At 73.2% G+C, this 25,032-nt stretch carries 19 protein-coding genes; 5 read left to right on the plus strand and 14 right to left on the minus strand.

Going from position 1 to position 25,032, the window contains the following annotated elements; all coding sequences use genetic code 11:
- Positions 1-15: 15 nt before the first annotated feature.
- Complete coding sequence (locus FGW31_RS11305; RefSeq protein ID WP_142193257.1) at positions 16-1,128, minus strand: SDR family oxidoreductase; 1,113 nt, start codon at positions 1,126-1,128, stop codon at positions 16-18.
- A gap of 192 nt (positions 1,129-1,320) precedes the next feature.
- Between FGW31_RS11305 and FGW31_RS11310 the strand changes: the two genes are divergently transcribed.
- Both FGW31_RS11310 and FGW31_RS11315 read left to right on the plus strand, forming a co-directional pair.
- A complete protein-coding gene (locus FGW31_RS11310; protein ID WP_142193258.1) occupies positions 1,321-2,769 on the plus strand; it encodes a zinc-dependent metalloprotease in 1,449 nt (482 codons plus the stop codon).
- A complete protein-coding gene (locus tag FGW31_RS11315; RefSeq protein ID WP_142193259.1) occupies positions 2,766-3,293 on the plus strand; it encodes an NUDIX hydrolase in 528 nt (175 codons plus the stop codon). The genes FGW31_RS11310 and FGW31_RS11315 overlap by 4 nt, the downstream gene beginning before the upstream one ends.
- Positions 3,294-3,356: 63 nt before the next feature.
- On the opposite strand, the gene FGW31_RS11320 is transcribed toward FGW31_RS11315, so the two are convergent.
- The 4 genes from FGW31_RS11320 to FGW31_RS11335 all read right to left on the minus strand — a co-directional run bounded on the left by FGW31_RS11320 (position 3,357) and on the right by FGW31_RS11335 (position 7,323).
- On the minus strand, positions 3,357-4,112 hold the full coding sequence (locus FGW31_RS11320; RefSeq protein ID WP_142193260.1) for an AIM24 family protein: 756 nt from the start codon (positions 4,110-4,112) through the stop codon (positions 3,357-3,359).
- Between the two features lie 16 nt (positions 4,113-4,128).
- A complete protein-coding gene (locus FGW31_RS11325) occupies positions 4,129-4,809 on the minus strand; it encodes an AIM24 family protein (protein WP_142193261.1) in 681 nt (226 codons plus the stop codon).
- 11 nt (positions 4,810-4,820) lie between these two features.
- Entirely contained in the window at positions 4,821-6,590 is a 1,770-nt protein-coding gene (locus FGW31_RS11330; RefSeq protein ID WP_142193262.1) for a TerD family protein, read from the minus strand.
- Positions 6,591-6,726: 136 nt separating this feature from the next.
- On the minus strand, positions 6,727-7,323 hold the full coding sequence (locus FGW31_RS11335) for a M48 metallopeptidase family protein (protein ID WP_142193263.1): 597 nt from the start codon (positions 7,321-7,323) through the stop codon (positions 6,727-6,729).
- Positions 7,324-7,553: 230 nt separating this feature from the next.
- On the opposite strand from FGW31_RS11335, the gene FGW31_RS11340 reads away from it, so the two are divergent.
- Both FGW31_RS11340 and FGW31_RS11345 read left to right on the plus strand, forming a co-directional pair.
- The gene (locus FGW31_RS11340) at positions 7,554-8,804 is read left to right on the plus strand and encodes a TOMM precursor leader peptide-binding protein (RefSeq protein WP_142193264.1); all 1,251 of its coding nucleotides are present in this window, start codon (positions 7,554-7,556) and stop codon (positions 8,802-8,804) included.
- A complete protein-coding gene (locus tag FGW31_RS11345; RefSeq protein ID WP_142193265.1) occupies positions 8,797-10,164 on the plus strand; it encodes an ABC1 kinase family protein in 1,368 nt (455 codons plus the stop codon). Before FGW31_RS11340 ends, FGW31_RS11345 begins: the two co-directional genes overlap by 8 nt.
- A gap of 43 nt (positions 10,165-10,207) precedes the next feature.
- Here FGW31_RS11345 and FGW31_RS11350 read toward each other — a convergent pair whose 3' ends face one another.
- The 5 genes from FGW31_RS11350 to FGW31_RS11370 all read right to left on the minus strand — a co-directional run bounded on the left by FGW31_RS11350 (position 10,208) and on the right by FGW31_RS11370 (position 14,177).
- Positions 10,208-10,420 (minus strand): hypothetical protein, encoded by a 213-nt coding sequence (locus FGW31_RS11350; protein ID WP_142193266.1) that lies wholly within the window; start codon positions 10,418-10,420, stop codon positions 10,208-10,210.
- 125 nt (positions 10,421-10,545) lie between these two features.
- Positions 10,546-10,869 (minus strand): hypothetical protein, encoded by a 324-nt coding sequence (locus tag FGW31_RS11355; protein ID WP_142193267.1) that lies wholly within the window; start codon positions 10,867-10,869, stop codon positions 10,546-10,548.
- Positions 10,866-11,234, minus strand: a complete 369-nt coding sequence (locus FGW31_RS11360; RefSeq protein WP_004983671.1) for a WhiB family transcriptional regulator — start codon at positions 11,232-11,234, stop codon at positions 10,866-10,868. Before FGW31_RS11360 ends, FGW31_RS11355 begins: the two co-directional genes overlap by 4 nt.
- Before the next feature lie 172 nt (positions 11,235-11,406).
- Positions 11,407-11,721 carry a hypothetical protein gene (locus FGW31_RS11365; protein ID WP_161175098.1) on the minus strand — a complete coding sequence of 105 codons (315 nt, stop codon included), beginning with the start codon at positions 11,719-11,721 and terminating at the stop codon, positions 11,407-11,409.
- A 164-nt stretch (positions 11,722-11,885) separates the two neighbouring features.
- Positions 11,886-14,177, minus strand: coding sequence for an ATP-dependent DNA helicase UvrD2 (locus FGW31_RS11370; protein WP_220511290.1), 2,292 nt, complete (start codon positions 14,175-14,177; stop codon positions 11,886-11,888).
- Between the two features lie 283 nt (positions 14,178-14,460).
- On the opposite strand from FGW31_RS11370, the gene FGW31_RS11375 reads away from it, so the two are divergent.
- Complete coding sequence (locus tag FGW31_RS11375; RefSeq protein ID WP_004983675.1) at positions 14,461-14,703, plus strand: mycoredoxin; 243 nt, start codon at positions 14,461-14,463, stop codon at positions 14,701-14,703.
- Positions 14,704-14,786: 83 nt separating this feature from the next.
- Here the strand turns inward: FGW31_RS11375 and nudC are convergent, their stop codons facing one another.
- The 4 genes from nudC to FGW31_RS11395 form a co-directional block, all read right to left on the minus strand.
- On the minus strand, positions 14,787-15,731 hold the full coding sequence (nudC, locus tag FGW31_RS11380) for an NAD(+) diphosphatase (protein WP_142193269.1): 945 nt from the start codon (positions 15,729-15,731) through the stop codon (positions 14,787-14,789).
- Between the two features lie 195 nt (positions 15,732-15,926).
- Positions 15,927-17,339 carry a dipeptidase gene (locus FGW31_RS11385; RefSeq protein ID WP_142193270.1) on the minus strand — a complete coding sequence of 471 codons (1,413 nt, stop codon included), beginning with the start codon at positions 17,337-17,339 and terminating at the stop codon, positions 15,927-15,929.
- A 10-nt stretch (positions 17,340-17,349) separates the two neighbouring features.
- Positions 17,350-21,264, minus strand: a complete 3,915-nt coding sequence (locus FGW31_RS11390; protein ID WP_142193271.1) for a UvrD-helicase domain-containing protein — start codon at positions 21,262-21,264, stop codon at positions 17,350-17,352.
- Positions 21,265-21,364: 100 nt separating this feature from the next.
- Positions 21,365-24,880: an ATP-dependent helicase gene (locus tag FGW31_RS11395; RefSeq protein WP_142193272.1), complete on the minus strand. Its 3,516-nt coding sequence runs from the start codon at positions 24,878-24,880 to the stop codon at positions 21,365-21,367.
- Between the last annotated feature and the right edge of the window lie 152 nt (positions 24,881-25,032).

A 25,032-nucleotide genomic window follows, 5' to 3' on the forward strand; every position in this document is an offset into this window, starting at 1 on the left:
GGGCGGCCCGGGCGGTCAGATCCGTCGCCGGGCCTTGCGTGCCCTGCGCACCACCGCCGCAGCGCCCAGCAGGGCCACCGTCGCTCCCGCCGCGCCCGCCGCCGTCGCGTCCTTGCGGCCCAGCCGCCGGCCCGCCACGGTGTGCCTGCCGGAGACCTCCTCCAGCAGTTCCGCCAGCACCTCCTCGTTGGTGTACGCGGGCCGCCACCCGGCGTCGTGCAGCCGGCTCCCGCTCACCACCCAGGGGTACATCGTGTACGCCAGGTCCCCGGCCGGGGACGGGGTGAGACCGATCCGGTGCAGGCGGGCCGCCGCGCCGAGCGCGACCGCCGACGGCAGCTCCATCCGGCGGATCCCGCTGAGCTCCTCGACCTCCTCCTGTTCCAGCCAGCCGTCGCAGCCCACGGCCAGCTCGCCGTCGACCTTCTCCAGCACGGCGTACTCCAGGGCGCTGCACAGGTCGTCGACGTGGCAGAACTGCCACGCGGGCCGCGACCCGGCCACCACGAGCAGCCGGGGCGACTCGAAGTACCTGGTCAGTGCGGTGTCGGTGCCGCCCACCAGGACGGCGGGGCGCACCACGGTGACGTTGAGGCCGGGGTGGGCCCGTGGGGCCCGGCGCGCGAGCCGCTCGATCTCCAGGAGGTCGCCGACGCCCGTGGCCTCCGCCGTGGCGCGCAGCTCCGCGTCCTCGGACAGCGGCAGCTCGTTGTCGGGCAGCGCCCCGTAGACCATGGTCGAGGTGCACAGCACGACCCGGTGCACGCCGGCGGCCGCGGCGGCCGTCAGCACCGTCTGCGTTCCGCGCACGTTGTAGGCCGTTCGGGCGGCCGCGTCGGTCTCCAGATCGAGGTCGAGGGCCAGATGGACCACCACGTCGGCGCCGCGGAGCTTGTCCGCGATGGCCGGATCCCGTACGTCGAGGATGTGCCAGCGCGCCTCGGCGCACTCGCCGCGCCGCTCGTCGATGGCGATGACCTGCTTGATCTCCTCCGAGGCGGCGAGCCGCCCGGTGAGCAGCGCGCCGACGCCGGACGCGGCGCCGGTGACCGCGACGACGGGCCCGCGCGCCGCGGGGCTGGTTGACTGGTTTCGCGCTGCGCGAACCTGCGGATCTGGGGAACTCACCGGGCGTCTCCAGAGGTTGTCTTCAGTACGAGCGCAAGCGACGCGTACGTACCAGGTGGCATCCATCCTGCCGCAGGCCCTCTGTCGGCGAAGCACCGAGGCCCGAACCGCTTCAGGTGTCTACGCTGGGTGGTGTTGTCGGGCAGCCGTGCCGCCGGAAAGAACCGGTGGCCCTACCAGCCGAGGAAACCCGTGAGTGACACCCCATTCGGATTCGGCCTTCCGCCGGAGGAGCCGGACGACGGCGACGAAGGCAAGAAGAAGGACCCGCACAGCGGTGGTGGTCAGGGCCCGGCCAACCCGTTCGGCTTCGGCATGTCCGGAGCGGGAGGCTTTGGCGGCCCTGGCGCGGACAATCCGTTCGCCGCGATGTTCGGGTCACTGAACCCCAACGACCTGGGCGCCGCGTTCCAGCAGCTCGGCCAGATGCTCTCGTACGAGGGCGGACCGGTGAACTGGGACATGGCCAAGCAGATCGCCCGGCAGACCGTCTCGCAGGGCACTGCGGAGGGCTCGAAGGACGCGAGCGTCGGCCCTGCCGACCGCAAGGCCGTGGAGGAGGCCGTCCGCCTGGCCGACCTCTGGCTGGACGACGCGACCTCGCTGCCGTCCGGCTCCCACTCCGCCGTGGCCTGGAGCCGCGCGGAATGGGTCGAGGCGACCCTGCCGGCCTGGCGGGAGCTGGTCGACCCGGTCGCCGAGCGCGTCGGCAACGCGATGGGCGACGTCTTGCCGGAGGAGATGCAGGCCATGGCCGGCCCGCTGATCGGCATGATGCGCTCGATGGGCGGCGCCATGTTCGGCACGCAGATCGGGCAGGCCGTCGGCGTGCTCGCCGGTGAGGTCGTCGGCTCGTCCGACATCGGTCTCCCGCTCGGTCCGGCCGGCAAGGCCGCGCTGCTGCCGCTGAACATGGAGACGTTCGGCAAGGACCTGGGCGTGCCGCAGGAGGAGGTGCGGCTGTACCTCGCCCTGCGCGAGGCCGCCCACCAGCGTCTGTTCGCGCACGTCCCGTGGCTGCGCTCGCACCTCTTCGGCGCGGTCGACGGCTATGCGCGCGGGATCAAGGTCGACACCGGCAAGCTCGAGGACGTCGTCGGACAGTTCGACCCGCAGAACCCCGAGCAGTTGCAGGAGGCTCTCCAGCAGGGCATGTTCCAGCCGGAGGACACGCCGGAGCAGAAGGCGGCCCTGGCCCGGCTGGAGACGGCGCTGGCGCTCGTCGAGGGCTGGGTGGACGCGGTGGTGCACGCCGCCGCCAAGCCGCGGCTGTCGTCGGCCGACGCCCTGCGCGAGACGCTGCGCCGCCGTCGCGCCTCGGGCGGTCCGGCGGAGCAGACGTTCGCCACGCTGATCGGTCTGGAGCTGCGTCCGCGCCGGCTGCGCGACGCCTCCCGTCTGTGGGCCTCGCTCACCGACGCGCGCGGGGTCGACGGCCGGGACGCCCTGTGGGCGCACCCGGACATGCTGCCGAACGCCAGCGACCTGGACGACCCGGACGGCTTCGTGCACCGCGAGCAGATCGACTTCTCCGAGCTGGACAAGATGCTCGGCGAGGCCGCCGACAAGCCCGACCTCAGGAAGAAGGACGAGGGCGAGGACGGCGACAAGAGCGGGAACGAGGGCGACGGCACCGAGTGAGCCTGTACGACGACGCGGTCCTCGTGCTCAAGCGGTACGAGGACCAGCCCGGGCTGCGTCAGGACTACCTGGACCATCTGGCCGCCCACCCGGACGGCATGTGGAAGGCCTGCCACGCCGGCCACGTCACGGCGAGCGCCCTGGTGGTCGACCCGGAGCGCGGCCGGGTGCTGCTGACCCTGCACCGCAAGCTGCGTATGTGGCTCCAGATGGGCGGCCACTGCGAACCCGGTGACGCCACGCTCGCCGCGGCGGCCCTGCGGGAGGCGACGGAGGAGTCCGGCATCACCGGCCTGACGCTCCTGGCGGGCGGGCCGGTGCGCCTCGACCGGCATCCGATCCCGCCGCCCTGCCACTGCCACTACGACGTCCAGTACGCGGTGCTGGCCGCGCCGGACGCCGCGCACGCGATCAGCGAGGAGTCCCTCGACCTGCGCTGGTTCGCCTACGACGAGGTGGCGGAGGTGGCCGACGCGTCGGTCCTCCGCCTGGTCGAGGCGACCCGGGTGCGACTGGCCGCCTGACGTACGCGTGAGGGGCGGCCGCGATCACGGCCACCCCTCACCGCTGCTCCGGAAGCCGGCCGGTCAGCTCCAGACGTTGCCCTGGTTCTGGCCCCGGGCGCCCTGCTGGCCCATGCCGTACTGACCGGCGAGGCCGCCGCCGATCTGGGCGTTCTGCGGCGGCAGCAGCTCGCTGGGCTGGACCAGCGCGAAGCCGGTGCCCATGAAGCTGAGCTCCCAGCCCTCGCCGGTGTTGCCGCGGCGCCGCCACACCCCGGAGGAGTGCGTCTGGGCCTGCATCTGCACCCGCAGCGAGGTGGACCAGGCCACGATCGCGTCGGCGTCGCAGTTGACGTACTTGTCCGGAGTGACCTGCATCAGCAGCGGCATGCCCGAGGTCATCAGGGCGACCTTGCCGCGGCCGGTGATGTTGAGCTGGTACTTCCCGGAGCCGGAGATGCCGTACAGGCTGTCGACGGCGATGACCTCGTGGTGCAGCGAGGAGTCCATCGCGAGCACATAGCTGCTGTCGACCGTCAGCCCGTCCTGCTCCACCTCCATGACGTGGATGCGCTGGGCCAGGTTGGCCAGGTAGACCGTGCCCTGCCCGTGGCAGCGCATCAGGTCCAGGCCCTCACCGGTGTGCGCACGCGCGCGCGACTGCTCGTTGCTCTGGTACTCGGCGTCGAACTCGACGAGTCCCTGGTAGGCGACCATCGTGCCCTTGCGGGCCAGGATGTCGTCGTGGCCCTCGAGGGTCACGCGCAGCATCTGCTTGTTCTGCAGGCTCCAGCGTTCCTGGGTCTGCTGTTCGTTGTGGGCGAAAAGCGGGCTCTGCATGGTGTGTTGCTCCCCCTCAGCCCCGGACCCGGAGACGGTCGGTGCTGTCCTCACTGGGCTGGACGACGACGATGCCCTGACCGGAGAAGGCCATCTGGTAGGCCTCGCCGCTGCCGCGGCCGATCAGCGACTGGGCCCGGAAGCTGCGCTTGCCCTTGACCTTGAGGTTCGGGGACCAGGCGACCAGGGCGTCCGGGTCGACATAGGTCTCGTCCTCGCCGCCGCCGCAGTCGACGACGATCGGCTTGCCGCGCGAGGTGAGGGCGACCCAGCCCTGGCCGGAAATCTTGGTGTTCCACAGGCCCTGTCCGGCGAACTTCGCCAGTCCCTTGACCCGCTCCACGCCCCAGGTGAGGTGGGCGTCGAAGGCGAGCAGGTTGGTGGCGTTGACTGAGATGCCGTCGCCGTTGAGGTTGATCACCACGACGTTGGCGCCGTAGTCGGCGAGGTAGAGCAGGCCGTCGCCGGAGCACTTCATCAGGGGCGCGCCCTCGCCGGTGAGCCAGTCCTTGGCGATCTGGCGGACGGCGGGCGGGTTGGGCTCGTACTGGACGAACCCTTCGTAGGCGACCATCGAGCCGACCCGCGCGAGGAGGTCGTTCCCGGTCTGCATGGCGATCTTCGCCATGTGGTTGCCGTGGTTCTCCATGCGGGCGGTGACGGGGGCGGGGGCGTAGCCCGCGAGTGGCTGGTTCATGACGGGCTCCCTCAGATCTCGTACGGCTGGACGACGATGAAGTTGCCGGGTGCACCCCGGAACTGGAGGTTGACGCTCTCCCCGGTGTCGCCCGGGTAGGCGTTGCGGCGCATCCGCACCTGGCTGGAGACGACCACCTGGGAGGCGGCGGACCAGGCGACCACGGCGTTGGCGTCGGCGAAGGTGGTGGGCGTGACCGGCAGCACCACGGGGATGCCGTGGGTCTTCACGACGATGGTTCCGGTGCCCTGGAACTGCATGGTGAACAGGGCGCCGCCGGGGATGCCGTGCCCCTCGATGCGGCGGACCTCGTACTGGAGGGTCTCGTCGAAGGCGAGGACGTTCTCGGCGGAGACGCACACGGCGTCGCCCTGGAGCTCGATGGGGTGCAGCATCGTGGAGTTCTCGGCGAAGAACACCTGGCCCTGGCCCGAGCAGCGCATCAGCTGCATCTCCTGGCCGGTGGCGTTGCCCACGATGCGGCCGGAGAAGCCGGCGCCCTTGTAGCTGAACTCGACCTTGCCCTGGTAGAGCACCATGCTGCCCTGCCGGGCCAGCACCGACTGTCCGCCGATGCCGAGGTCGGCGCGGACGAGCTTCTTGTTCTGCTGGGTCCAGCGCTGCCCGGTGGGCGTCTCCCTGAACTGCTGGAGCGCGCCGAGCACTCCGGGAGCCTGCGGCGCGCCCTGGGGTGCGCCCTGAGGTGCACCCTGAGGCATGCCCTGGGGTGCGCCGTACGGAGCGTGCTGACCGGGGAACTGTCCCGGCGGAGGCTGCTGGCCGTAGCCCGGAGGGGGCGTGGGCTGGCCGTAACCGGGGGGCGGGGCGGGCGCGTGGGGTGCCTGGGGTGCCTGGGGCTGGGCGTAGCCCGGTGGCGGCGGGGCGGTCTGGCCGTACGGCGGCGGCTGCTGGCCGGGCTGGCCGTAGGGCGCGGGCGCCGGGGGCGGGGGCGGTACCGGGGAGCCGCCGGGCGGGGTGTTCATGGGCGCGACGATGGTCGGCGCGGTGTGCACCGGCGGCGCGCCGGGCGCGGAGGCCGGGGGCGGGGTCGCGCCGGGCGGCGGCGCGAAGCCCTGGGCGGCGGGCTGCGGCGCGGGGGCCGGAGCAGGGGCCGGGGCGGGAGCGGAGGGCTGGGCCGGCACCGGGGCCTGGGCGGGCGCGCCGAACGCGGGCGGCGCGGCGGCCTGGGCGGGCGGTGCGAAACCGGGCGTGGCCGCGCCGGCCTGCGGCTGCTGCGGGGCGGCCGGCTCTTCCTCGGCCACCTCACCGCCGAAGTTGCGCAGCAGCGCGTCGAGTCCGCCGTCGAAGCCCTGCCCGACGGCGGCGAACCGCCACACGTCCTTGAAGTAGAAGTCGCCGAGCATCACGGCCCGCTCGGTGGAGAACTCCGAGCCGTCGAACGGGTACCGGGCCACTTCCTCGCCACCCGCGACGATCCGGATGTACCCGGGACCGATCTGTGACATCTGGCCGGCGCCGTCGAGCGTGGCCGTGAAGGACAGCTTCCTGATCTGCTGCGGGATCCGGTCCAGCGTCACGCGGAAGGACTCCGTGTCGCCCGCCTGGGCGCCCAGGAGCTGGACGGACTCCTCGGGGGACTTCGGCTGGTTGTAGAAGATGAAGTACCGGTCGTCCGAGAGCCGTTCGTCGGCGTCGAGACCGAAGCAGCTGATGTCGAAGGTCAGCCCCGGGCCGGAGATCTGCACACCTACGTACAGATCCGTACCCGCCGTCAGGTCACTGATCCTGGCCTTGTGGCCGCGTTGGAATTCCCTGGCCATACGTACGACCGTCCCCCATCCCGAATGTGAGTGCGTCGCGCCAGGCTAACGGCAAACTCGGACACCGCATGAAGTCGGTACAGAGCCGGTACACAACGCGTGCACGGGGCCACGGTGCGCTCGCCGCGGGCGGCGCTCAGTCGTCGCTGTCCTCCGGCACGCGCGGCAGCCGCTGGGCCGCGGCGACGCCTTCGAGGTAGCCACGCGCGCGTTCCGTCTTCGGGTAGGCCTCCAGCAGCCGCCAGAAGCGGGGACCGTGACCGGGCACCAGCAGGTGTGCCAGCTCGTGGCAGAGGACGTAGTCGACGACGTACTCGGGCATGCCCTGCAGGCGGTGCGAGAGCCGGATGCTCGCCTCGGACGGGGTGCACGAGCCCCAGCGCGTGTTCTGGTTGGTCACCCAGCGCACGGAGGCGGGTCTGGCCCGCCCGTCGAAGTACTGGTCCGACAGCCGCCGCGCGCGCTCGGCCAGCTCGGAGTCGCCGAGCGCCCGCCTGCTCTCCTGGGCGGCCAGCTTGTCGAGCATGACGGTGACCCAGCGCTGCTCCTCCGCCTCGGACATCCGGGCGGGGATGAGCACGACGGTGCGATCGCCCTCGCGGTACGCGGAGACCGTTCTGCGTCGACGGGCGCTCCTGCGGACCTCGATCGCGCTCGCCCGTGAGCCGTTCGTCGGCTGGCTCGTCGTGCTGCGCTGTGACTTTCCGGCGCTGTGCAGTGGGTCGGCGGGCACGCCTCGACGTTACCCGGTGCACACGGGGAAGTCTTGACGCCGGGACGGTTCGGTGTGGATCCCCCCACCGAGCGCCGGATTCGTACGACGAATCTCCTCACCTGTGGACAACTTTCGACGGCCTCGGACGGGGCCCGGCATGCTGGCAAGCGGCGGCCGGCCCGTGGACGGGCCCGGCCCCTCAAGGGGACATTCCAGGACACACATTTCAGGACATACGGGGGTCTGTCATGCATCCGATGGTGAAGTCGGCGCTGAGGCGCGGCTGGCGGGATCTGAACACCGTGCAGTTCGGGATGACACCGGCGCACGCGCTGAAGCTGGGTCCGGTGGACACGGCGACGGGCAGTTTCCTCGACCTCCTCGACGGCACCCGCGGCCTCGGCCTCCTACGGGAGGAGGGACGGCGCATGGACTTCTCCGAGGGGCACGTCGACCGGCTCGTCCGACGGCTGTCGCGCGCCGGGCTCCTGGACGACTCACGGGGCGGCGGGCCGGACGCGGACGCGCTGCGGGAGAAGCCCGGGGTCCTCGACCGGCTCCGCCCCGACCTCGCCTCGCTCGGCCTGACCACCTCCGAACCGGGCGAGCCGCTGGGCCGGCTGGCGGCACGCCGCAGCATGCGGGTGCAGGTGCGGGGCGCCGGACGGGTGGGCGCGGCGCTCGCGGCGCTGCTGGCGGGAGCCGGGGGGGGTGACGTCGACGTGCGCGACGTCGGGCGGGTCGAGCCGTGGGACGTCGTGCCGGGCGGACTGCCCGTCGATTCCGTCGGCGACCGCAGGGACGAGGCGGCCCGCCGCGTCGTGCGCCGGGCCGCGCCGGAACCGCCGCCGCGCCGGCCCGCACGTCCGCCCCTCGGCGAGGCCGATCCCGGTTTCTCCCTCGTCGTCCTCGCCCCGCGGGACGACGTCGCCGTGCACGCGCCCGACCCGGCGGCCGCCGAAGCCCTGCTGTCCTCGGGCACTGCGCATCTCTACGCCGGGGTCGTGGAGGGAACCGGTGTGGTCGGTCCGCTGGTCCTGCCCGGCAGGACGGGCTGCGCGGGCTGTCTGCAGCAGGACCGCATCGACCGGGACCCGGCCTGGCCGCGCCTGGTCACCCAGTGGCGCTCCGGCCGGCAGCGCCGGGTGGGTGCCTGCGACCTGACGCTGGCCACGGCGGTGGCGGGGCTGGCCGCAGCCCATGCGCTCGCCTTCCTGGACGGCCGGTCCCCGACCGGCGCCGGCGCCCGATGGGAGGTCTCCCTGCCCGCTCTGCACTGGCACGCGCGGCCGGTCCGGCCGCATGCCGCCTGCCCCTGCGGGGCGGCGGAGGCGGGCCCGGTGGCGGAGCCACGGGAAGGTGAGAATAAAGGTAAGAGGAAACACACCTCCGAGGATCGGCGGCCACACGAGACAATGGCCGTGCACGGGTCGTCGAAGCAGTGGCGCCGTCAGGCGGACACGGAGCGACCGGCAGGGACTTGGAGGGCGCATGTCTGATCTTCCCCGGAAGGCGGTCACCCGGACCGCCAAGCTGGCCGCGCTCCCGCTCGGCTTCGCCGGGCGGGCGACCTGGGGGCTCGGCAAGCGGATCGTCGGCGAGTCCGCGGAGATCGTCGGCCGCGAGCTTCAGCAGCGCACCGCCGAGCAGCTGTTCAAGGTGCTCGGTGAGCTCAAGGGCGGCGCCATGAAGTTCGGCCAGGCCCTGTCGGTCTTCGAGTCGGCGCTGCCGGAGGAGATCGCCGGACCGTACCGTGCGGCGCTGACCAAGCTGCAGGAGGCGGCCCCGCCGATGCCGACACGTACCGTGCACGCGGTGCTGGAGGAGCGGCTGGGCGACGGCTGGCGCGAGCTGTTCCTGGAGTTCGAGGACAAGCCGTCCGCGGCCGCCTCGATCGGTCAGGTGCACCGGGCTGTGTGGCACGACGGCCGCGAGGTGGCCGTCAAGGTGCAGTACCCGGGCGCCGGGGAGGCCCTGCTGTCCGACCTGAACCAGTTGAGCCGCTTCGCCCGCCTGCTGGGTCCGCTCATTCCCGGCATGGACGTCAAGCCGCTGATCACGGAGCTCAAGGACCGTGTCTCGGAGGAGCTGGACTACGGCCTGGAGGCCCAGGCGCAGCGGGCCCACGCCGAGGAGTTCGCGGGTGACCCGGACGTGGTCGTGCCGGACGTGGTCCACCAGTGCGATCAGGTGCTCATCACCGAGTGGATGGACGGCATACCGCTGTCGGAGATCATCTCGGACGGCACCGAGGAGCAGCGCGACCGGGCCGGCCAGCTCCTGGCCCGCTTCCTGTTCTCCGGCCCCGCCCGTACCGGGCTGCTGCACGCGGACCCGCACCCGGGCAACTTCCGGCTGCTGCCCGGTGGTCCGGGCGGCGAGGACGACTGGCGGCTCGGCGTGCTGGACTTCGGCACCGTGGACCGGCTGCCGGGCGGACTGCCCGAGCCCATCGGCGAGGCCCTGCGGATGACGCTGGACGGCGAGGCCGAGGCCGTCTACGCGAGGCTGTGCGCGGAGGGCTTCGTGAAGGAGTCCATAGAGCTGGATCCCGACGCCGTCCTCGACTACCTGCTGCCGATCATCGAGCCGGCCCGGGTCGAGGCGTTCACCTTCACCCGGGGCTGGATCCGGAGTCAGGCCACGCGGATAGCCGATCCGCGTTCTCCCGCCTCCCAGTTGGCCAAGCAGCTCAACCTGCCTCCGGCGTACCTGCTGATCCACCGGGTGACGCTGAGCACGATCGGTGTGCTCTGCCAGCTGAACGCGACGGTGCGGCTGCGGGAGGAACTGGAGGAATGGCTGCCGGCGTTCGTCCCGGACGAGCCTGCCGCCGAGCAGCCGGCCGCCGAGGCGTGACAGCGGCGGCGGGCGGCGGGAGCGCCGCCGTCGGCCGCGGCCGCTACCACCACTGCGTGTCGAGGCGGCCCTCGATGGCCCGCAGGTGGTCGCGGGAGCACTTCTCGCAGTAGTGGCGAGGGACGCCGTTCTCCACGGAGAGGGTCCAGGTCGGCCGGAAGCTGTCGGCGCGCCGGCCGCAGCGGGCGCACACCAGCGGTTCCGTCTCCGCCTCGGCGCGGTCGTCCTCGCCGCCACCGCCGGGATGACTCGTCATCCGGCGACGATAAGGCCTCCGGTGGAGGGCCGCCCCGCAACGCGCCCCGGGGGCCGGTCCGTTCGCACGGACCGGCCCCCGGGGAAGAGCTGGGCCTCCGGCAGGGAGGCGCTGCTTCGGGTTGGTTACTGCATGACCGCGAGGGCGAGCGCCCGGCGGGCGCGCCGCGAGGCGCGCTCGGCGCGGCGCTGCATCCGGCGAGCGGTCACCAGGCCCACGGCCTGGCGCTCCCGCTGCGCCTCCTGCAGCCGCTCGTGCATTTGCGCACGAGCCAGGGCTTCTGGGATGAGTTGCATCTCTCGGGTCCTGTTCTGGCGCGAGTCGTTCGCGCCACTGGTGGTGAAGTCTTCGGTCGCGGAGCCTGCGGGCTCGTGAGTGGACGGCATCATCGGGGCCTGCTTCTGGGGGTCGTGCGTGAGGGGGCGGTCGATCGTTCCTGGGGTGTTCATGCCGTGACCGGGTTCTTGCGCGGGCGGCCACGCGGCCGCTTCCGGGCGACGACAACGCCCTGCACGAACAGCTCGCCACCCCAGACGCCCCAGGGCTCACGCCGCTCCTTGGCGCCGGCGAGGCAGGCCTCGACCAGCGGGCAGGTACGGCAGAGGGACTTGGCGTACTCGACGTCCGCCGGCGACTCGGCGAAGAAGACCTCCGGGTCGTAGGAGCGGCACGGGACGGGTACGCCGAGGTTCTCGATGGCGTCGTCGAGCGCGGTGAGCGCGGTGAGCGGAGTCAAGGTCGGGTCCTCCGTGGAGCCGGGCTTGGGGATCGTGTCGGAAGGCGGTACGGACGGGGCGTGCGCTTCGAGTTGCACGGTTCGTCTTCCTCGTCTGGTCGTTTCCGGCCGGTCGGCCGGTTGGCGGCTTGGTACCGGGTTCTTTTCTTGTCCCGAGGCTCCTTCGTGCTGTCGTCCACGTTCGTGGACAAACAGAAGGGCCGCGGATCCCGGATGGGGTTCCGCGGCCCTGAAGGCGCCGGCCTGAGAATCAGGCTGGATCACTCCAGGGTTCTGGCCCACGGAAGGCCCACATCAGGTGGTGCTGCGTCGTCTGCTTCCGGAATCCGGCACCGGTCGCCGCAAAGGCATAGGCCTGGGCCTGTGCCTCTACCGCTTCCAGTGCCTTGGTCGGTCGCTCATTGCGCTCACGGACGGCGGAAGCCGCGGGAGCGAGGGAGGACGCCAGACGTGCGGCACGAATGCCGGACAGACCGGTGCCCTGGTTCGAGGCGCCGAGGATGCACAGGGAGACGGCCGAGCGATCGGTCATTTTGACGATGGAGCTGGTGTTGATGCTGATCACTGGACTCGCCTCCTCTCGGCGTCTCGGGGGACTGGGGTGAGCCAGTCCGCGGATATGCAAGTAGAACACGGAATCAGCGCCTCCGAGAAGGCTGCTGTCCCCGTGCCTAAGAACCTATGGGGATTCCTGGGGCATGCGCAAACTATTTTTTCGACGAGTTCGCATCAGTCCCGGCCTTCTCCCGCGACGACGTCACGGCCTGCGCAGATGGCCAGAACATCGGCTCCGTAACGGCCCAGCTTGCGCATCCCCACGCCGGGGATGCGGGCGAGCCCGTGCTCGTCGTCGGGCACGGTCTCGGCGATGGCCATGAGCGTCTTGTCGGTGAAGACGCAGAAGGCCGGCTGCCCGCTGCGCTGCGCCTGGTCGGCACGCCACTCGCGGAGCCGCTCGTACAGGCCCTCGTCCATGTCGGAGGGGCAGTCCTCGCAGCGCATCAGCTTCATCTCGCCCGCGTCGGTCAGCGTGCGGCCGCAGACCCGGCAGCGGGCGACGCTGCGCTGCCGGCGTCGCGGGCCCGGCGGGCCCGCGGTGGCGGCCGGGGTGTAGGTGCCGCGCTCCACGCCTCCCGTTCCGGCTGCTCCGCCGCGGCCGGCGGCGGCGTTCGAGCCGGGGCGCAGACCGTCGAGGAACCGGCTGGGGCGGCGGTTCGGGCGTCCCCCGGGCGAGCGGGAGAGCGCCCAGGACAGGTGGAGGCGCTCGCGGGCGCGGGTGACGCCGACATAGAGGAGGCGGCGCTCCTCCTCGATCTGTTCGTCGGTCTTCGCGTAGGTGATCGGCATCATGCCCTCGGCCACGCCGACCAGGAAGACGACGTCCCACTCAAGGCCCTTGGCCGAGTGCAGGGAGGCGAGGGTGACTCCCTGCACGGTGGGGGCGTGCTGGGCGCCGGCCCGTTCATCGAGCTCGGCGACGAGGTCGGCGAGTGTCGCACCGGGTCTGGCGGCGGCGAAGTCCTGGGCGAGGTGGACCAGGGCGGCCAGCGACTCCCAGCGTTCCCGGACCGCTCCGGAGCCGGCGGGCGGCTCCGGGGTCCAGCCCTCGCCCGACAGCACGGCCCGCACCTGGGAGGGCAGGTCGGGGGCGTCGTCGAGGAGGGCGTCGTTGCCGCCGAAGCGGGCCGCGCCGCGCAGGGCGACGCCCGCCTTGCGCACCTCCGGCCGGTCGAAGAACCGCTCGGCGCCCCGCAGCTGGTAGGGCACGCCGGCATCGGCGAGGGCCTGCTCGTAGGTCTCGGACTGCGCGTTCGTACGGAAGAGGACCGCGATCTCGGCGGCCTGGACGCCCGCGTCCAGCAGTTCGCGGATGCGGCGCGCGGCGCCCTCGGCCTCGGCGGGCTCGTCCGGGTACTCGGTGAAGACCGGTTCGGGTCCCGCGGCGCGCTGCGAGACCAGCTCCAGCCGGTGGTCGGCGGCGCGGCCCCGGGCCTGGGCGAGCAGCCCGTTCGCCAGGTGGACGACCTGCGGGGTCGAGCGGTAGTCGCGGACCAGTTTGACGACGGTGGCACCGGGGTGACGGTTGCGGAAATCGAGCAGGTGGTCCGGGGTTGCGCCCGTGAACGAGTAGATCGTCTGGCTGGCGTCGCCGACCACGCAGAGGTTCTCCCGGTCGCCGAGCCACAGTTCCAGCAGGCGCTGCTGGAGCGGGCTGACGTCCTGGTACTCGTCCACGACGAAGTGCTGGTACTGGGCGCGGACCTGCTCGGCGATGTCCTGCCGGTCCTGCAGAACGGCCACGGTCAGCAGCAGCACGTCCTCGAAGTCGATGACGGCGCGTTCCCGCTTGAGGTCCTCGTAGGCGGAGTAGAGCTGGGCGATCTCGGCGGGGTCGCGGGGCGCCTCCCGGCCGGCCTTGGCGGCGGCGGCCGCGTAGTCCGCCGGGACGGTCTGGGTGACCTTGGACCACTCGATCTCGGCGGTGACGTCCCGCAGCTCGCCCCGGTCCAGCCGGATGCGGCAGGCGGCGGCCGCGTCGGCGACCAGCTGGACCTTGCGGTCGACCAGCCGGGGCAGCGAGCCGCCGATGGCTTTCGGCCAGAAGTACTGGAGCTGGCGCAGCGCCGCGGAGTGGAAGGTCCTGGCCTGGACCCCGACGGCGCCGAGCTGGCGCAGCCGGCCGCGCATCTCCCCGGCGGCGCGGTTGGTGAAGGTGACGGCGAGCACGCTGGACGGCTGGAGGATCCCGGCGCGCACCCCGTAGGCGATGCGGTGGGTGATCGCCCGGGTCTTGCCGGTGCCGGCGCCCGCCAGTACGCACACCGGACCGTGCAGAGCGGTTGCCACCGCGCGCTGCTCGGGGTCGAGCCCTTCGAGCACCGCGTCGGCCGAGTCCGGTACGTGCGGGAAAAGGGTGGAGTGCGTTGCTGCTGTCACATGGCCATGCTGCCAGGTCGCCGGAGACGGGTGAGCCCGTTGTCCACAGGGACGGCCTCGCGGTCGTATTAATGCGGCGGGCATCACGTGGGGCGGGTGCGGCGGGCCATCACCTCGGGCGGGTGCGGCGGGCATCACGTCGGGTGGGTGCGGCGGGCGTCACGTCGGGCGCGGGTGCGGCGGGCGTCACGTCGGGCGTGGTGCCACGTCTCCGTGGGCAGCGCGGCGGCCGGGGAGCCGGGCAGGACGGGAAGCTGGGCAGGCCGGGCGGGCGGGCAGGACACCTCCTCGCGGGAATGCCTGCGCTTTCAAGTACGTTCCCTGCACATCGAGGACTTCCCCGAGCCGCCGAAGGAGCGCGAGAGACATGCCGGGCACTGTGACGATGTACAGCACCACGTGGTGCGGCTACTGCCGTCGGCTGAAGAGCCAGATGGACCGCGAGGGCATCGCGTACACCGAGATCAACATCGAGCAGGACCCGGAGTCGGCGGCGTTCGTCGAGAAGGCCAACGGTGGGAACCAGACGGTTCCGACCGTCCTCTTCCCGGACGGCTCGACGCTCACCAACCCGTCGCTGGCGCAGGTGAAGCAGAAGATCGGCGCCTGAGCGGATCTCACGCAGCGGGGTGGCCCTTCCGTCGAGGAGGGGCCACCCCGCTTTTGCGCGCCGGAGGCTGTGCCGTCACCGGTTCAGAAGGCGCTGCGGGTCGGCAGCTCCTTGCCGTACCAGCGTTCGATCAGGCGGGCCGCGATGGAGATGCCGTAGGGCGGGAGCACCTCGCCGGACTCGAAGGCGGCGCCGAGTTCGTCGCGCGAGAACCAGCGGGCCTCGTGGATCTCGTCGCCGTCGACCTCGATGTCCGTCGAGGTGGCGCGGGCGACGAAGCCCAGCATGAGGCTGGACGGGAAGGGCCAGGGCTGGCTGGCGACGTACTCGACCTCGCCGATGCTGATGCCGGCCTCCTCGTGGACCTCCCGGCGCACCGACTGCTCGATGGACTCGCCGGGCTCGACGAATCCGGCGAGCGTGGAGAAGCGGCCCTCGGGCCAGTGGACCTGGCGGCCGAGCAGGATGCGGTCCTGGTCGTCGATGACCGCCATGATCACCGCGGGGTCGGTGCGCGGGTAGTGCTCGGCGCCGCAGGCCGGGCAGCGGCGGATGTGTCCGGCGGCGGCGATGACGGTGCGCTCGCCGCAGCGTGAGCAGAAGCGGTGCAGCCGCTGCCAGTTCTCCAGGGCGACCGCGTGCACCATCAGGCCGGCCTCGCGCGGCGACAGGAGCAGCCCGGCCTCGCGCAGGCCCGCCGGGCGGGCGGAGTCGTCCATGCGGCCGGGCAGCGAGTCCTTCTGGAGGGCGAAGTAGCTCACGCCGTCCTCGTCGGTGCCGAGGAAGTAGCGGTGTGCCTCGGTGAGCGGGGCCTCGAAGGACGGCGTCATGACGAGTTCGGTGCGCCCGTCCGTCGTCTCGTCGATGAGGACCTGGCCGCCGGACACCACGAAGCAGCGGGTCGAGGGGTGGCTCCACGCCGCCGCGAGCCATGCCTCGTCGAGCCGGTGGTGGGCGGCGCGGTCGATGCCGCTCGGGGCGGTGAGCGAGATGGGTCGGTCGGCGGTGTGGTCGGTCCAGGTGGTCACGGGTGCTTCCAACTCCCCCGGTGGAACGGATCGGGTCGGCGGACGGTTCGGCGGGACGGGCGGCGGGAGGGCACCGGATCCGGCGGGCGCGGTGGCGGGCTCTTCCAGTGTGCCCCGCGCGGGCGCCGGCCCCGGACGGCACGGACGGATCGGACGGCTGGGACGGCTGGGACGGCTGGGACGGCTCCAAAGGTGTCAGGTCGCATGCCGCCAGTGTTCGGCGAGGTCGCCCCAGAGGTACGCGCTGGTCTCGACGCCCTTGAGGAGCAGGTCCAGCTCGACCTTCTCGTTCGGGGCGTGCCAGCCGTCGGACGGGACGGAGATGCCGAGGAAGAGCACCGGTGCCCCGAGGACGTCCTGGAGGTCGGCGGCCGGCCCGGAACCGCCTTCGCGGGTGAACCGGACGGGAGCGTCGAAGGCGCGGCTCATCGCGCGGACCACGGACTGCAGGGCCGGGTGGTCCAGCGGTGTGAGGCAGGGGCGGGTGGCGGGGCTGAAGGCGATCTCGTGGCGGATGCCGTCGGGTACCTGACCGGGCACCCAGTCGCGGACGGCCTGCGCCACCTGCTCGGGGTCCTGGCCGGCGACCAGCCGGAAGGACAGCTTCACCATGGCGGAGGACGGCACGATGGTCTTGCTGCCGGGGCCCTGGTAGCCGCCGCCGATGCCGTTGACCTCGGCGGTGGGGCGCGCCCAGATGCGCTCCAGGGTGCTGTACCCGGCCTCGCCGAGCGTGCCGCGGGACTTGGCGGTGCGCAGCCACTGCTGTTCGTCGAAGGGCAGCTCGGCGAAGAGTTCGCGTTCGCGGTCGGTGAGCTCGACGACGCCGTCGTAGAAGCCCGGGATCGCCACTCGCGCGTGCTCGTCGTGGAGGGCGGCCACCAGGCGGGCCGCGGCGGTGGCCGGGTTGGGGACCGCGCCGCCGAAGGAACCGGAGTGGATGTCCTGGTCGGGGCCGTACAGCCGGATCTCGCACTCGGCGAGGCCGCGCATGCCGGTGCACACCGTGGGGGTGTCCTCGGACCACATGCCGGTGTCGGAGACGATCACCGCGTCGGCCGCGAGCCGGTCCGCGTGCTGCTCCACGAGCGCCCTGAAGTGCGGGGAGCCGGATTCCTCCTCGCCCTCGACCAGCAGTTTCAGATGGACGGCCGGGGCGGTGCGGCCGGTGGTGGCGAGGTGGGCGCGGACGCCGAGGGTGTGGAAGAACACCTGGCCCTTGTCGTCGGCGGCGCCCCGCGCATAGAGGCGGTTGCCGCGGACGACGGGCTCGAAGGGCTCGCTGTCCCAGCCGTCCTCGCGGGCGGCGGGCTGCACGTCGTGGTGGCCGTAGACCAGCACGGTCGGCGCCCCGGGGTCGTCGGAGGGCCACTCGGCGTAGACGGCCGGGGCGCCCGGGGTCTGCCAGACCTCGGCGGTCGGGAAGCCGGTCTCCTTGAGCCGGGCGGCGAGCCAGTCGGCGCTGCGGCGCACGTCGGAGGCGTGGTCGGGCTGGGCCGACACCGACGGGATGCGCAGCCACTCGGCGAGGTCGTCGAGGAAGGCTGCGCGGTGCTGCTGGACGTACGTACGGACGGCGCTGACGGCACTGTCAACGGGCTGGCTCATGGTCACGAGCCTATCGGCCCGCGCGGGTGTCCTCGGAGTGCGGTATCTCACCGGGCGGCTCCTCCAGCAGCCGCTCCAGCTCGGCCCGGCCGGGCAGCGCGTCGGGGCGGACGACCTCGCCGGTGCGGACGTACAGGAACGCGGCCGTGACGGACTCCAGGGGGACGCCCTGCTGCTCGGCCCAGGCAAGCCGGTAGACGGCGAGCTGGAGCGGGTCGCCGGTGCGGCCGCGGCCGGTCTTCCAGTCGACGATCTCGTACGTCGTGCCGTCGCCGTCACCTTCCTTGTAGACGGCGTCGATGCGGCCGCGCACGACGCGACCGGCGATCGACAGCTGGAAGGGCGCTTCCACGCGGTGGGGTGTCCTGCGGGCGTACTCGGTGCGTTCGAACGCCTCCTTGAGGGCCTCCAGGTCGCGCTCGTCGGTGATCTCGGCGTCGCTGCCGGGCAGCTCGTCCGGCTCCAGCATGGGCAGCGTCAGCTCCTCGAAGCGCGCCTCGACCCAGGCGTGGAAGCGGGTGCCGCGGCGTGCGGCGGGCTGCGGCGGGCGGGGCATGGGACGGGCCAGCTCGCGGGCGAAGCCGTCCGGGTCCGCGGCCAGCCGGAGCAGCTGGGACGCGGTCAGCGAGGCGGGCAGGTGGACCTCGGTGACGCTCTCGCGCGTGCGCAGCAGCTCCCCGGAGAGCGCTTCGAGGTCGCGGTCCCACGACGCGACGGTGCGGGCCTCCTCCGGGGTGAGCCGGGGTCGGCCGGGACCCGGCTGCGGCCGGATCTGATCGGCCGCGCGAGAGCGCGCGGCGGGTTCGGGTGCCGTCGCCTGGTGCGGGACGGCGGGGCGACCGGTGGTCCGGGACGTCCGAAGGTCCTGGTCGCCCTGGGGGTCGCCTGCGGTCCGGGAGTCCCGGACGTCCTGGCCGCCCGGGAGGTCGCCTGCGTCGCCCGGGTCGGCGTCCGGGCCTACGGCGAAGGCGTCGGCGCCGGTGAAGGCGTCAGCGCTGGTGAAGGCGTCGTCCCCGGCGGAAGCATCGTCCCCGGCGGGGGCGTCGCCCGTCGCGGAGGCGCCGCCCGTCACGGAAGCGTCGTCCCTCACGGAGGCGCCGCCCGTCACGGTGGCGCCGTCCAGGGTGGATGTGCCGCCTGTCACGGAGGTGTCATCCAACGCGGAGGGTTCGTCCTCCGCCTCGGCGTCGTCCGCGAAGAAGTCGTCAGGCGCGAAGGGGTCACCTTCTCCGCATGGGTCGCCCTCTCGGAACGGGTCGTCCTCTCGGAACGGGTCGTCCTCGCCGAAGGGATCGTCCTGGCCGAAGGGGTCGTCCTCCGGCACGGGGCCGGGGTCCTCGTCGTCGGGTGGCGGTGGCCAGTCCGGGTCGTCGTACACGTCCGGGTCGTGCACGGGCGGGGCGGGGACGTCCTGCCGGGCGGCGAGGCGTTCGAGGTGGGCGAGGACGGTCCCGGCGGCCGCACGGCGGCGGGCGAGGGCGTCGTCGTCCAGCGGCAGGGGCCACGCCCGGACGTCGCCGGCCCGGCGCAGGGCGGGGTTCTCCTCGTCCTCGGCGGGCTCGTCGGCCCACGCCTCGATCTCGCCGTACCCGGCGGCGCAGTGCTCGTAGAGGGCGTGGAGGAACGCGGAGGGGCCGCGCGGTCTCTTCTGGCTGGGTCCCCACCAGTGGCCGGAGCCGAGCAGCAGGGAGCGGGGGCGGGTGAAGGTGACGTAGCCGAGGCGGAGTTCCTCGGTGTGCTGGTGCTCCTTCATGGCCTCGTGGAAGGCCTTCAGCCCGCGGGAGTCCCAGGAGGTCACGTCGGGGAGGGTGTCGGCGTCGCCGCGCAGCGCGTGCGGCAGCACCTTGCCCTGCGCGGTCCACTTCTCGCGGCCCTGGCTGCTGGGGAAGGTGCCGGTGACCAGTCCCGGTACGGCGACGACGTCCCACTCCAGGCCCTTGGACTTGTGCGCGGTGAGCACCTTGACGGTGTTCTCGCCGCCGGGCAGGGCGTTGTCGAGGCCCTTCTCGTACTGGGCGGCGGTGCGCAGGAAGCCGAGGAAGGCGAGCAGGGTGGCCTCGGCGTCGCCGGCGGCGAAGGAGGCGGCGACGTCGAGGAAGTTGGAGAGGGTTTCGCGCCGGCGGGCGGCCAGGGCGTGCGGGGACGCGGAGAGTTCGACCTCCAGTCCGGTGACGGCGAGGACGCGGTGCAGCACGTCCATCAGGGGGTCGGCCAGGGAGCGGCGCAGGTCGCGCAGTTCGGCGGCGAGGCGGGCGAAGCGCACGCGCGCGTCGGCCGAGAACGGCAGGCCGTCGTCGTCGCCCCGGCCGTCCAGCGGAGTCTCCAGGAAGGTGTCGAGGGCGTCCGCGAGCGAGATCACCTCGGCGGGGTCGACGCCCTCGACGGCCTCGGCGAGGCGGCGGTCCGGGTCGTCGTCGCCGTCCACGCGCGCGTGGACGGCGACGAGCCGTCGGGCGCGTCGGCCCAGCAGGGCGAGGTCGCGGGGGCCGATGCGCCAGCGCGGGCCGGTCAGCAGGCGTACGAGGGAGGCGTTGGCGCCGGGGTCCTGGAGGACCTCGCAGACGGCGACGAGGTCGGCGACCTCCGGCAGGTGCAGCAGGCCGGACAGGCCCACCACCTCCACGGGCACGTCCCGGGCGACCAGGGCACCCTGGATCTCCGCGAAGTCCGCGGCCGTACGGCACAGGACGGCGATCTCGCCGGGAGCCTTTCCGGTGCGGACGAGGTGCGCGATGGAGTCGGCGATCCAGTCGATCTCCTCGGCGTGGGTGGGCAGCAGGGCGCAGCGGACCGTGCCGTCGCGTTCGGCGCCCGGGGCGGGGCGGAGGGCTTCCACTCCTTCGTGGAGGGCGCGCAGCGGTTCGGCGAGGCGGTTGGCGAGGTCCAGCAGGCGGCCGCCGCTGCGGCGGTTCTCGCTGAGCGACTGGCGGGTGGCGGGGCGGCCGTCGGCGTGGGCGAAGTGCTCGGGGAAGTCGTCGAGGTTGGCGACGGAGGCGCCGCGCCAGCCGTAGATGGCCTGGCAGGGGTCGCCGACGGCGGTCACCGGGTGGCCGGTGCCGTGCCCGAACAGCCCGGCGAGGAGGACGCGCTGGGCGACCGAGGTGTCCTGGTACTCGTCGAGGAGGACCACGCGGAACTCGTCGCGCAGGATCCGGCCCACCTCGGGCATCGCGGCCAGCTGGGCGGACAGGGCGATCTGGTCGCCGAAGTCGAGCAGGTCGCGTTCGCGTTTGGCGGCCCGGTAGCGCACGACGAGACCGGCGAGTTCGCGCCGCGCGGCGGCGGCCTCGGGGACCTTGCGCAGATCGGCGTTGGTGAGCTTGGTGTTCTCCAGGGCGCGCAGCAGCTCGGCGTCGTGGGCGCGCAGGTCCTCGGGGCGTACGAGGTGCTCGGCGAGCTCTCCGTCAAGGGTGAGGAGGTCGCCGACCAGGTCGGGGAAGGAGCGGGTGAGCGCCGGGTAGGGGCCGGGGGCCTCGCGCAGGACGCGCGCGGCGAGCTGGTAGCGGGTGGCGTCGGCGAGCAGCCGGGAGGTCGGTTCCAGGCCGATGCGCAGCCCGTGGTCGGTCAGCAGGCGGCCCGCGAAGGCGTGGTACGTCGAGATGACCGGCTCGCCCGGCGGGTTGTCCGGGTCGATGGCGTCCGGGTCGGTGACACCGGCCTTGACGAGCGCCGCGCGGACGCGTTCGGCGAGTTCGCCCGCGGCCTTGTTGGTAAAGGTGAGGCCGAGTACCTGTTCGGGCGCGACCTGTCCGGTGCCGACCAGCCAGACCACGCGTGCCGCCATCACCGTGGTCTTGCCCGACCCGGCTCCGGCCACGATCACCTGCGGGGCGGGCGGCGCGACGATGCAGGCCGTCTGCTCCGGGGTGAACGGGATCCCGAGGAGCTCCTTGAGCTGATCGGGATCGGTGATACGAGCGGGCACACGCAGAGGCTAGCGGCGGGCACTGACAGCGCAGGCCGCGAACGCGGGCCGGGAGCGGAGAAGTGCAGGTCGGAACGGGTGGTGCGATGCGTCACGCCGGTCACTCGACGACGTGCCGGCCCTCCGGACGGGCGCTGCACGAGGCCCGGAACGCGCAGTGCGCGCAGTGCTGGCCGGCGGTCGGCGTGAACCGTTCGTCGAGGACCTTGCCCGCCGCGGTGGCCAGCAGGTCGCCGACCCACTCCCCCTCCAGCGGTTCCTGGGCCTGCACCTTGGGCAGCGACTCGCCGCCGTCGCGTTTGGCGGCGCCCTGGCGCAACTGGACGAGTTCGGCACCGCCCGGTTCGGGGCGCACCCCGTCGAAGAGGTCGTCCACGGCGCCCTCGCGGACGGCGAGCTGGTAGACGGCCAGCTGGGGGTGGCGGGCGACCTCGGCGGCGCCGATCGCCTGTTTGCCGGTCTTGAAGTCGACGACGTAGGCGCGGCCGTCGCCGTCGGCCTCGACGCGGTCCATCTGGCCGCGGACCCGGATCCGGTGGTCGCCCGCCTCGATGGTGACGTCGAAGTCGTGTTCGCTCGCGACCGGGGTGCGGCCGGTGCGGTCCATGACGTGCCACTGCAGGAAGCGTTCGAGTGCCACGCGCGCGTTCTCCTTCTCCTGCGCCGATTTCCACGGCGCGTCGAAGGCCAGCGCGTTCCACACCGAGTCGAGGCGTTCCATCAGGACGTCGAGGTCGGCCGGGGTGTGCCCGGAGGCCACCTCGTCGGCGAGGACGTGCACCACGTTGCCGAAGCCCTGGGCGGCGGTGGCGGGCGCGTCGGCCTTCACCTCGCGGCCCAGGAACCACTGGAGGGCGCAGGTGTTGGCGAGTTGGTCGAGGGCGCTGCCGGAGAGCACGACGGGCTGGTCGCGGTCGCGCAGCGGCACCTTGGACGCCGTGGGTTCGAACATGCCCCACCAGCGGTAGGGGTGCGCGGACGGCACCAGGGGGCGGCCGTCCTCGTCGGCGAGCGCGGCGAGCCTGGCCAGCCGCACGGCGGCCGCTTCCCGGAGGGTGTCGGAGACCCGGGGGTCGACCGTGGTGGCGCGCAGTTCGGCGACGAGCGCGGCGACGGACAGCGGGCGGCGCGGGCGTCCGGTGACGTCCCTGGGCTCGACGCCGAGTTCGGTCAGGAAGCGGGAGGGCTGGTCGCCGTCGTCGGCGGGCGCCTTCACCGCCGTCACGACGAGACGCTCACGCGCGCGCGTGGCTGCCACGTAGAACAGGCGGCGTTCCTCCGCCAGCAGTGCGCCGGGGGTGAGGGGTTCGGCGAGTCCGTCGCGGCCGATGCGGTCGGCCTCCAGGAGGGAGCCGCGGCGGCGCAGGTCCGGCCACAGGCCCTCCTGGACACCGGCCACGACGACCAGGCGCCACTCCAGGCCCTTGGAGCGGTGCGCGGTCATCAGGCGCACGGCGTCGGGGCGGGCGGCGCGCCGGGTGAGGGTGTCGGCGGCGATGTCCTCGGCGTCGATCTCCTCCAGGAAGTTCAGGGCGCCGCGGCCGCCGGTGCGTTCCTCCGCGCGGGCGGCGGTGGCGAACAGCGCGCACACGGCGTCGAGGTCCCGGTCGGCGTTGCGGCCCGCCGCGCCGCCGCGCCGGGCGGAGCGCTCCAGGCGCTGCGGCCACGGCGTGCCGTCCCACAGCTCCCACAGGGCCTCTTCGGCCGTGCCGCCGCCCGCCAGGCGTTCCCGGGCGCGGCGCAGCAGAGCGCCGAGGCGCTGGGCGCCCCGCGCGTAGGCGGGGTCGTGCACGGCGAGCCGTTCCGGCTCGGCCAGCGCACGCGCGAGCAGTTCGTCCGAGGGCGGCGGCAGCGGATTGCCGGCGGCCCGCTCCTCCTCGCGCAGGGCGCGCCCGAGCCGGCGCAGGTCGGCGGCGTCCATTCCGGCGAGGGGCGAGGCGAGCAGCGTGAGGGCGGTTTCGGTGTCGAGCCAGCAGGCCTCGGCGTCCGACGCCGGCCCCGCGGCCGCTGCGTCGCCGGACTCCCGCTGCTCCGCCGTGTCGTCGTCGGTGGCCCGCCCTGCCGGAGCACCACCACCGGGCCCTTGCCCCGGTGCCGCGCCATCACCCGCATCCCGCCCGTCGCCCGCCGAGGCATCCGCCACGGCGTTCGTCGCTTCCTTTGGGGCCGGTCCCGCCGCCCCGGCGTCGGCGGTCGGCCCGGTGGTGTCGTCCTCCCGGGCGCCCGCCTCCGCCGTGGCCACCGCGCGCAGTGCCGTGAGCAGCGGGGCCACCGCCGGTTCGTGGCGCAGCGGCAGGGCGTCGCCGTCGACGTCCACCGGGACGCCCGCCGACGTCAGCGCGCGGCGGACGGTGGGCAGGGTGCGGGAGCCGGCCCGCACCAGCACGGCCATGTCGTTCCACGGAACGCCGTCCTCCAGGTGGGCCCTGCGGAGGATGTCGGCGATGTTGTCCAGCTCCGTGCCGGAGGTCGGGTACGTGTACACCTCGACCCGGCCGCCGTCCCGTACCGGCGTCAGCTCCCGGTGGGCGCGGACCTTGTCGGCGGGCAGCCGGGTCAACGGCATCCGCTGGGTCACCCGCCGGGTGGCGTCCAGCAGCGCGGCGCCGGAACGCCGGGAGGTGCGCAGCACCGCGACGGGGGCCGGGCGGCCGTCCGCGCGGGGGAAGGTGCGGGGGAAGTCCAGGATGCCGTTGACGTCTGCGCCGCGGAAGGCGTAGATCGACTGGTCGGGGTCGCCGAAGGCGACGAGGGTGCGTCCGCCGGCCAGCGCGCGCAGCAGCCGTACCTGGGCGGGGTCGGTGTCCTGGTACTCGTCGACGTACACGGCGTCGTACCGCGCGGCCAGCGGCCCGCCGATCTCCGGACGGCGGGCGAGGAGCACCGCACGGTGGACCAGTTCGGCGTAGTCGAGCACGCCCTGCAGGTCGAGGACGTCCAGGTACTCGGCGAGGAAGGCGGAGGCGGCGCGCCAGTCGGGGCGGCCGATGCGGCGGGCGAAGGCGTCCAGGGCGTCCGGTCCGAGGCCCAGTTCGCGGCTGCGGGCGAGCACCGCGCGGACCTCGTCGGCGAAGCCGCGGGTGGTCAGGCAGGCGCGCAGTTCGTCCGGCCAGCGCACATGGGCGAGCCCGAGCCGTTCCAGGTCGACCTGGCCGGCGAGCAGTTCGCGGACGGTGACGTCCTGCTCGGGGCCCGACAGCAGCCGCAGCGGCTCCACGAAGAGTTCGCTGTCCTGGTGGGCGCGGACCAGGGCGTAGCAGAACGAGTGGAACGTGGTCGCCTGCGGGGCGCGCGCGGCGCCGATGCGCAGGGCCATGCGGTCGCGCAGTTCGACGGCCGCCTTGCGGCTGAACGTCAGCACGAGGATGCGCTCGGGGTCCCCGCCGCGGGCGATCCGCGCGGCCACGGACTCGACCAGGGTGGTCGTCTTTCCGGTGCCCGGACCTGCGAGAACGAGCAGCGGACCGGTCCGGTGCTCAACCACGGAGCGCTGTGCGGCGTCCAGACGAGGGGGGTCCGTGCGAGCCGGCGGGGTACGCACCAGTCGATAAGCGCCACGATTCCCCCGCCGCACCTGGGGGTGCGACAGGCCGCTGGTGGAGGAAGAGGAGCTCACGTGGTTCGCCGGTCCTGGTGGGTGTGCTGTGGTGCCGTTCGCCGCGCGTGCGGGGCGGCGGGCGCGGGGTGAGGGGAGCACGCGCTGGCGACGCTACGCCGCGGAAAAGCACGAAAGCAGGGCTTCCGCTTCTTCCCTCCGGTCACTCCGGC

The organism is Streptomyces calvus (assembly GCF_006782915.1).
GTDB lineage: Bacteria > Actinomycetota > Actinomycetes > Streptomycetales > Streptomycetaceae > Streptomyces > Streptomyces calvus.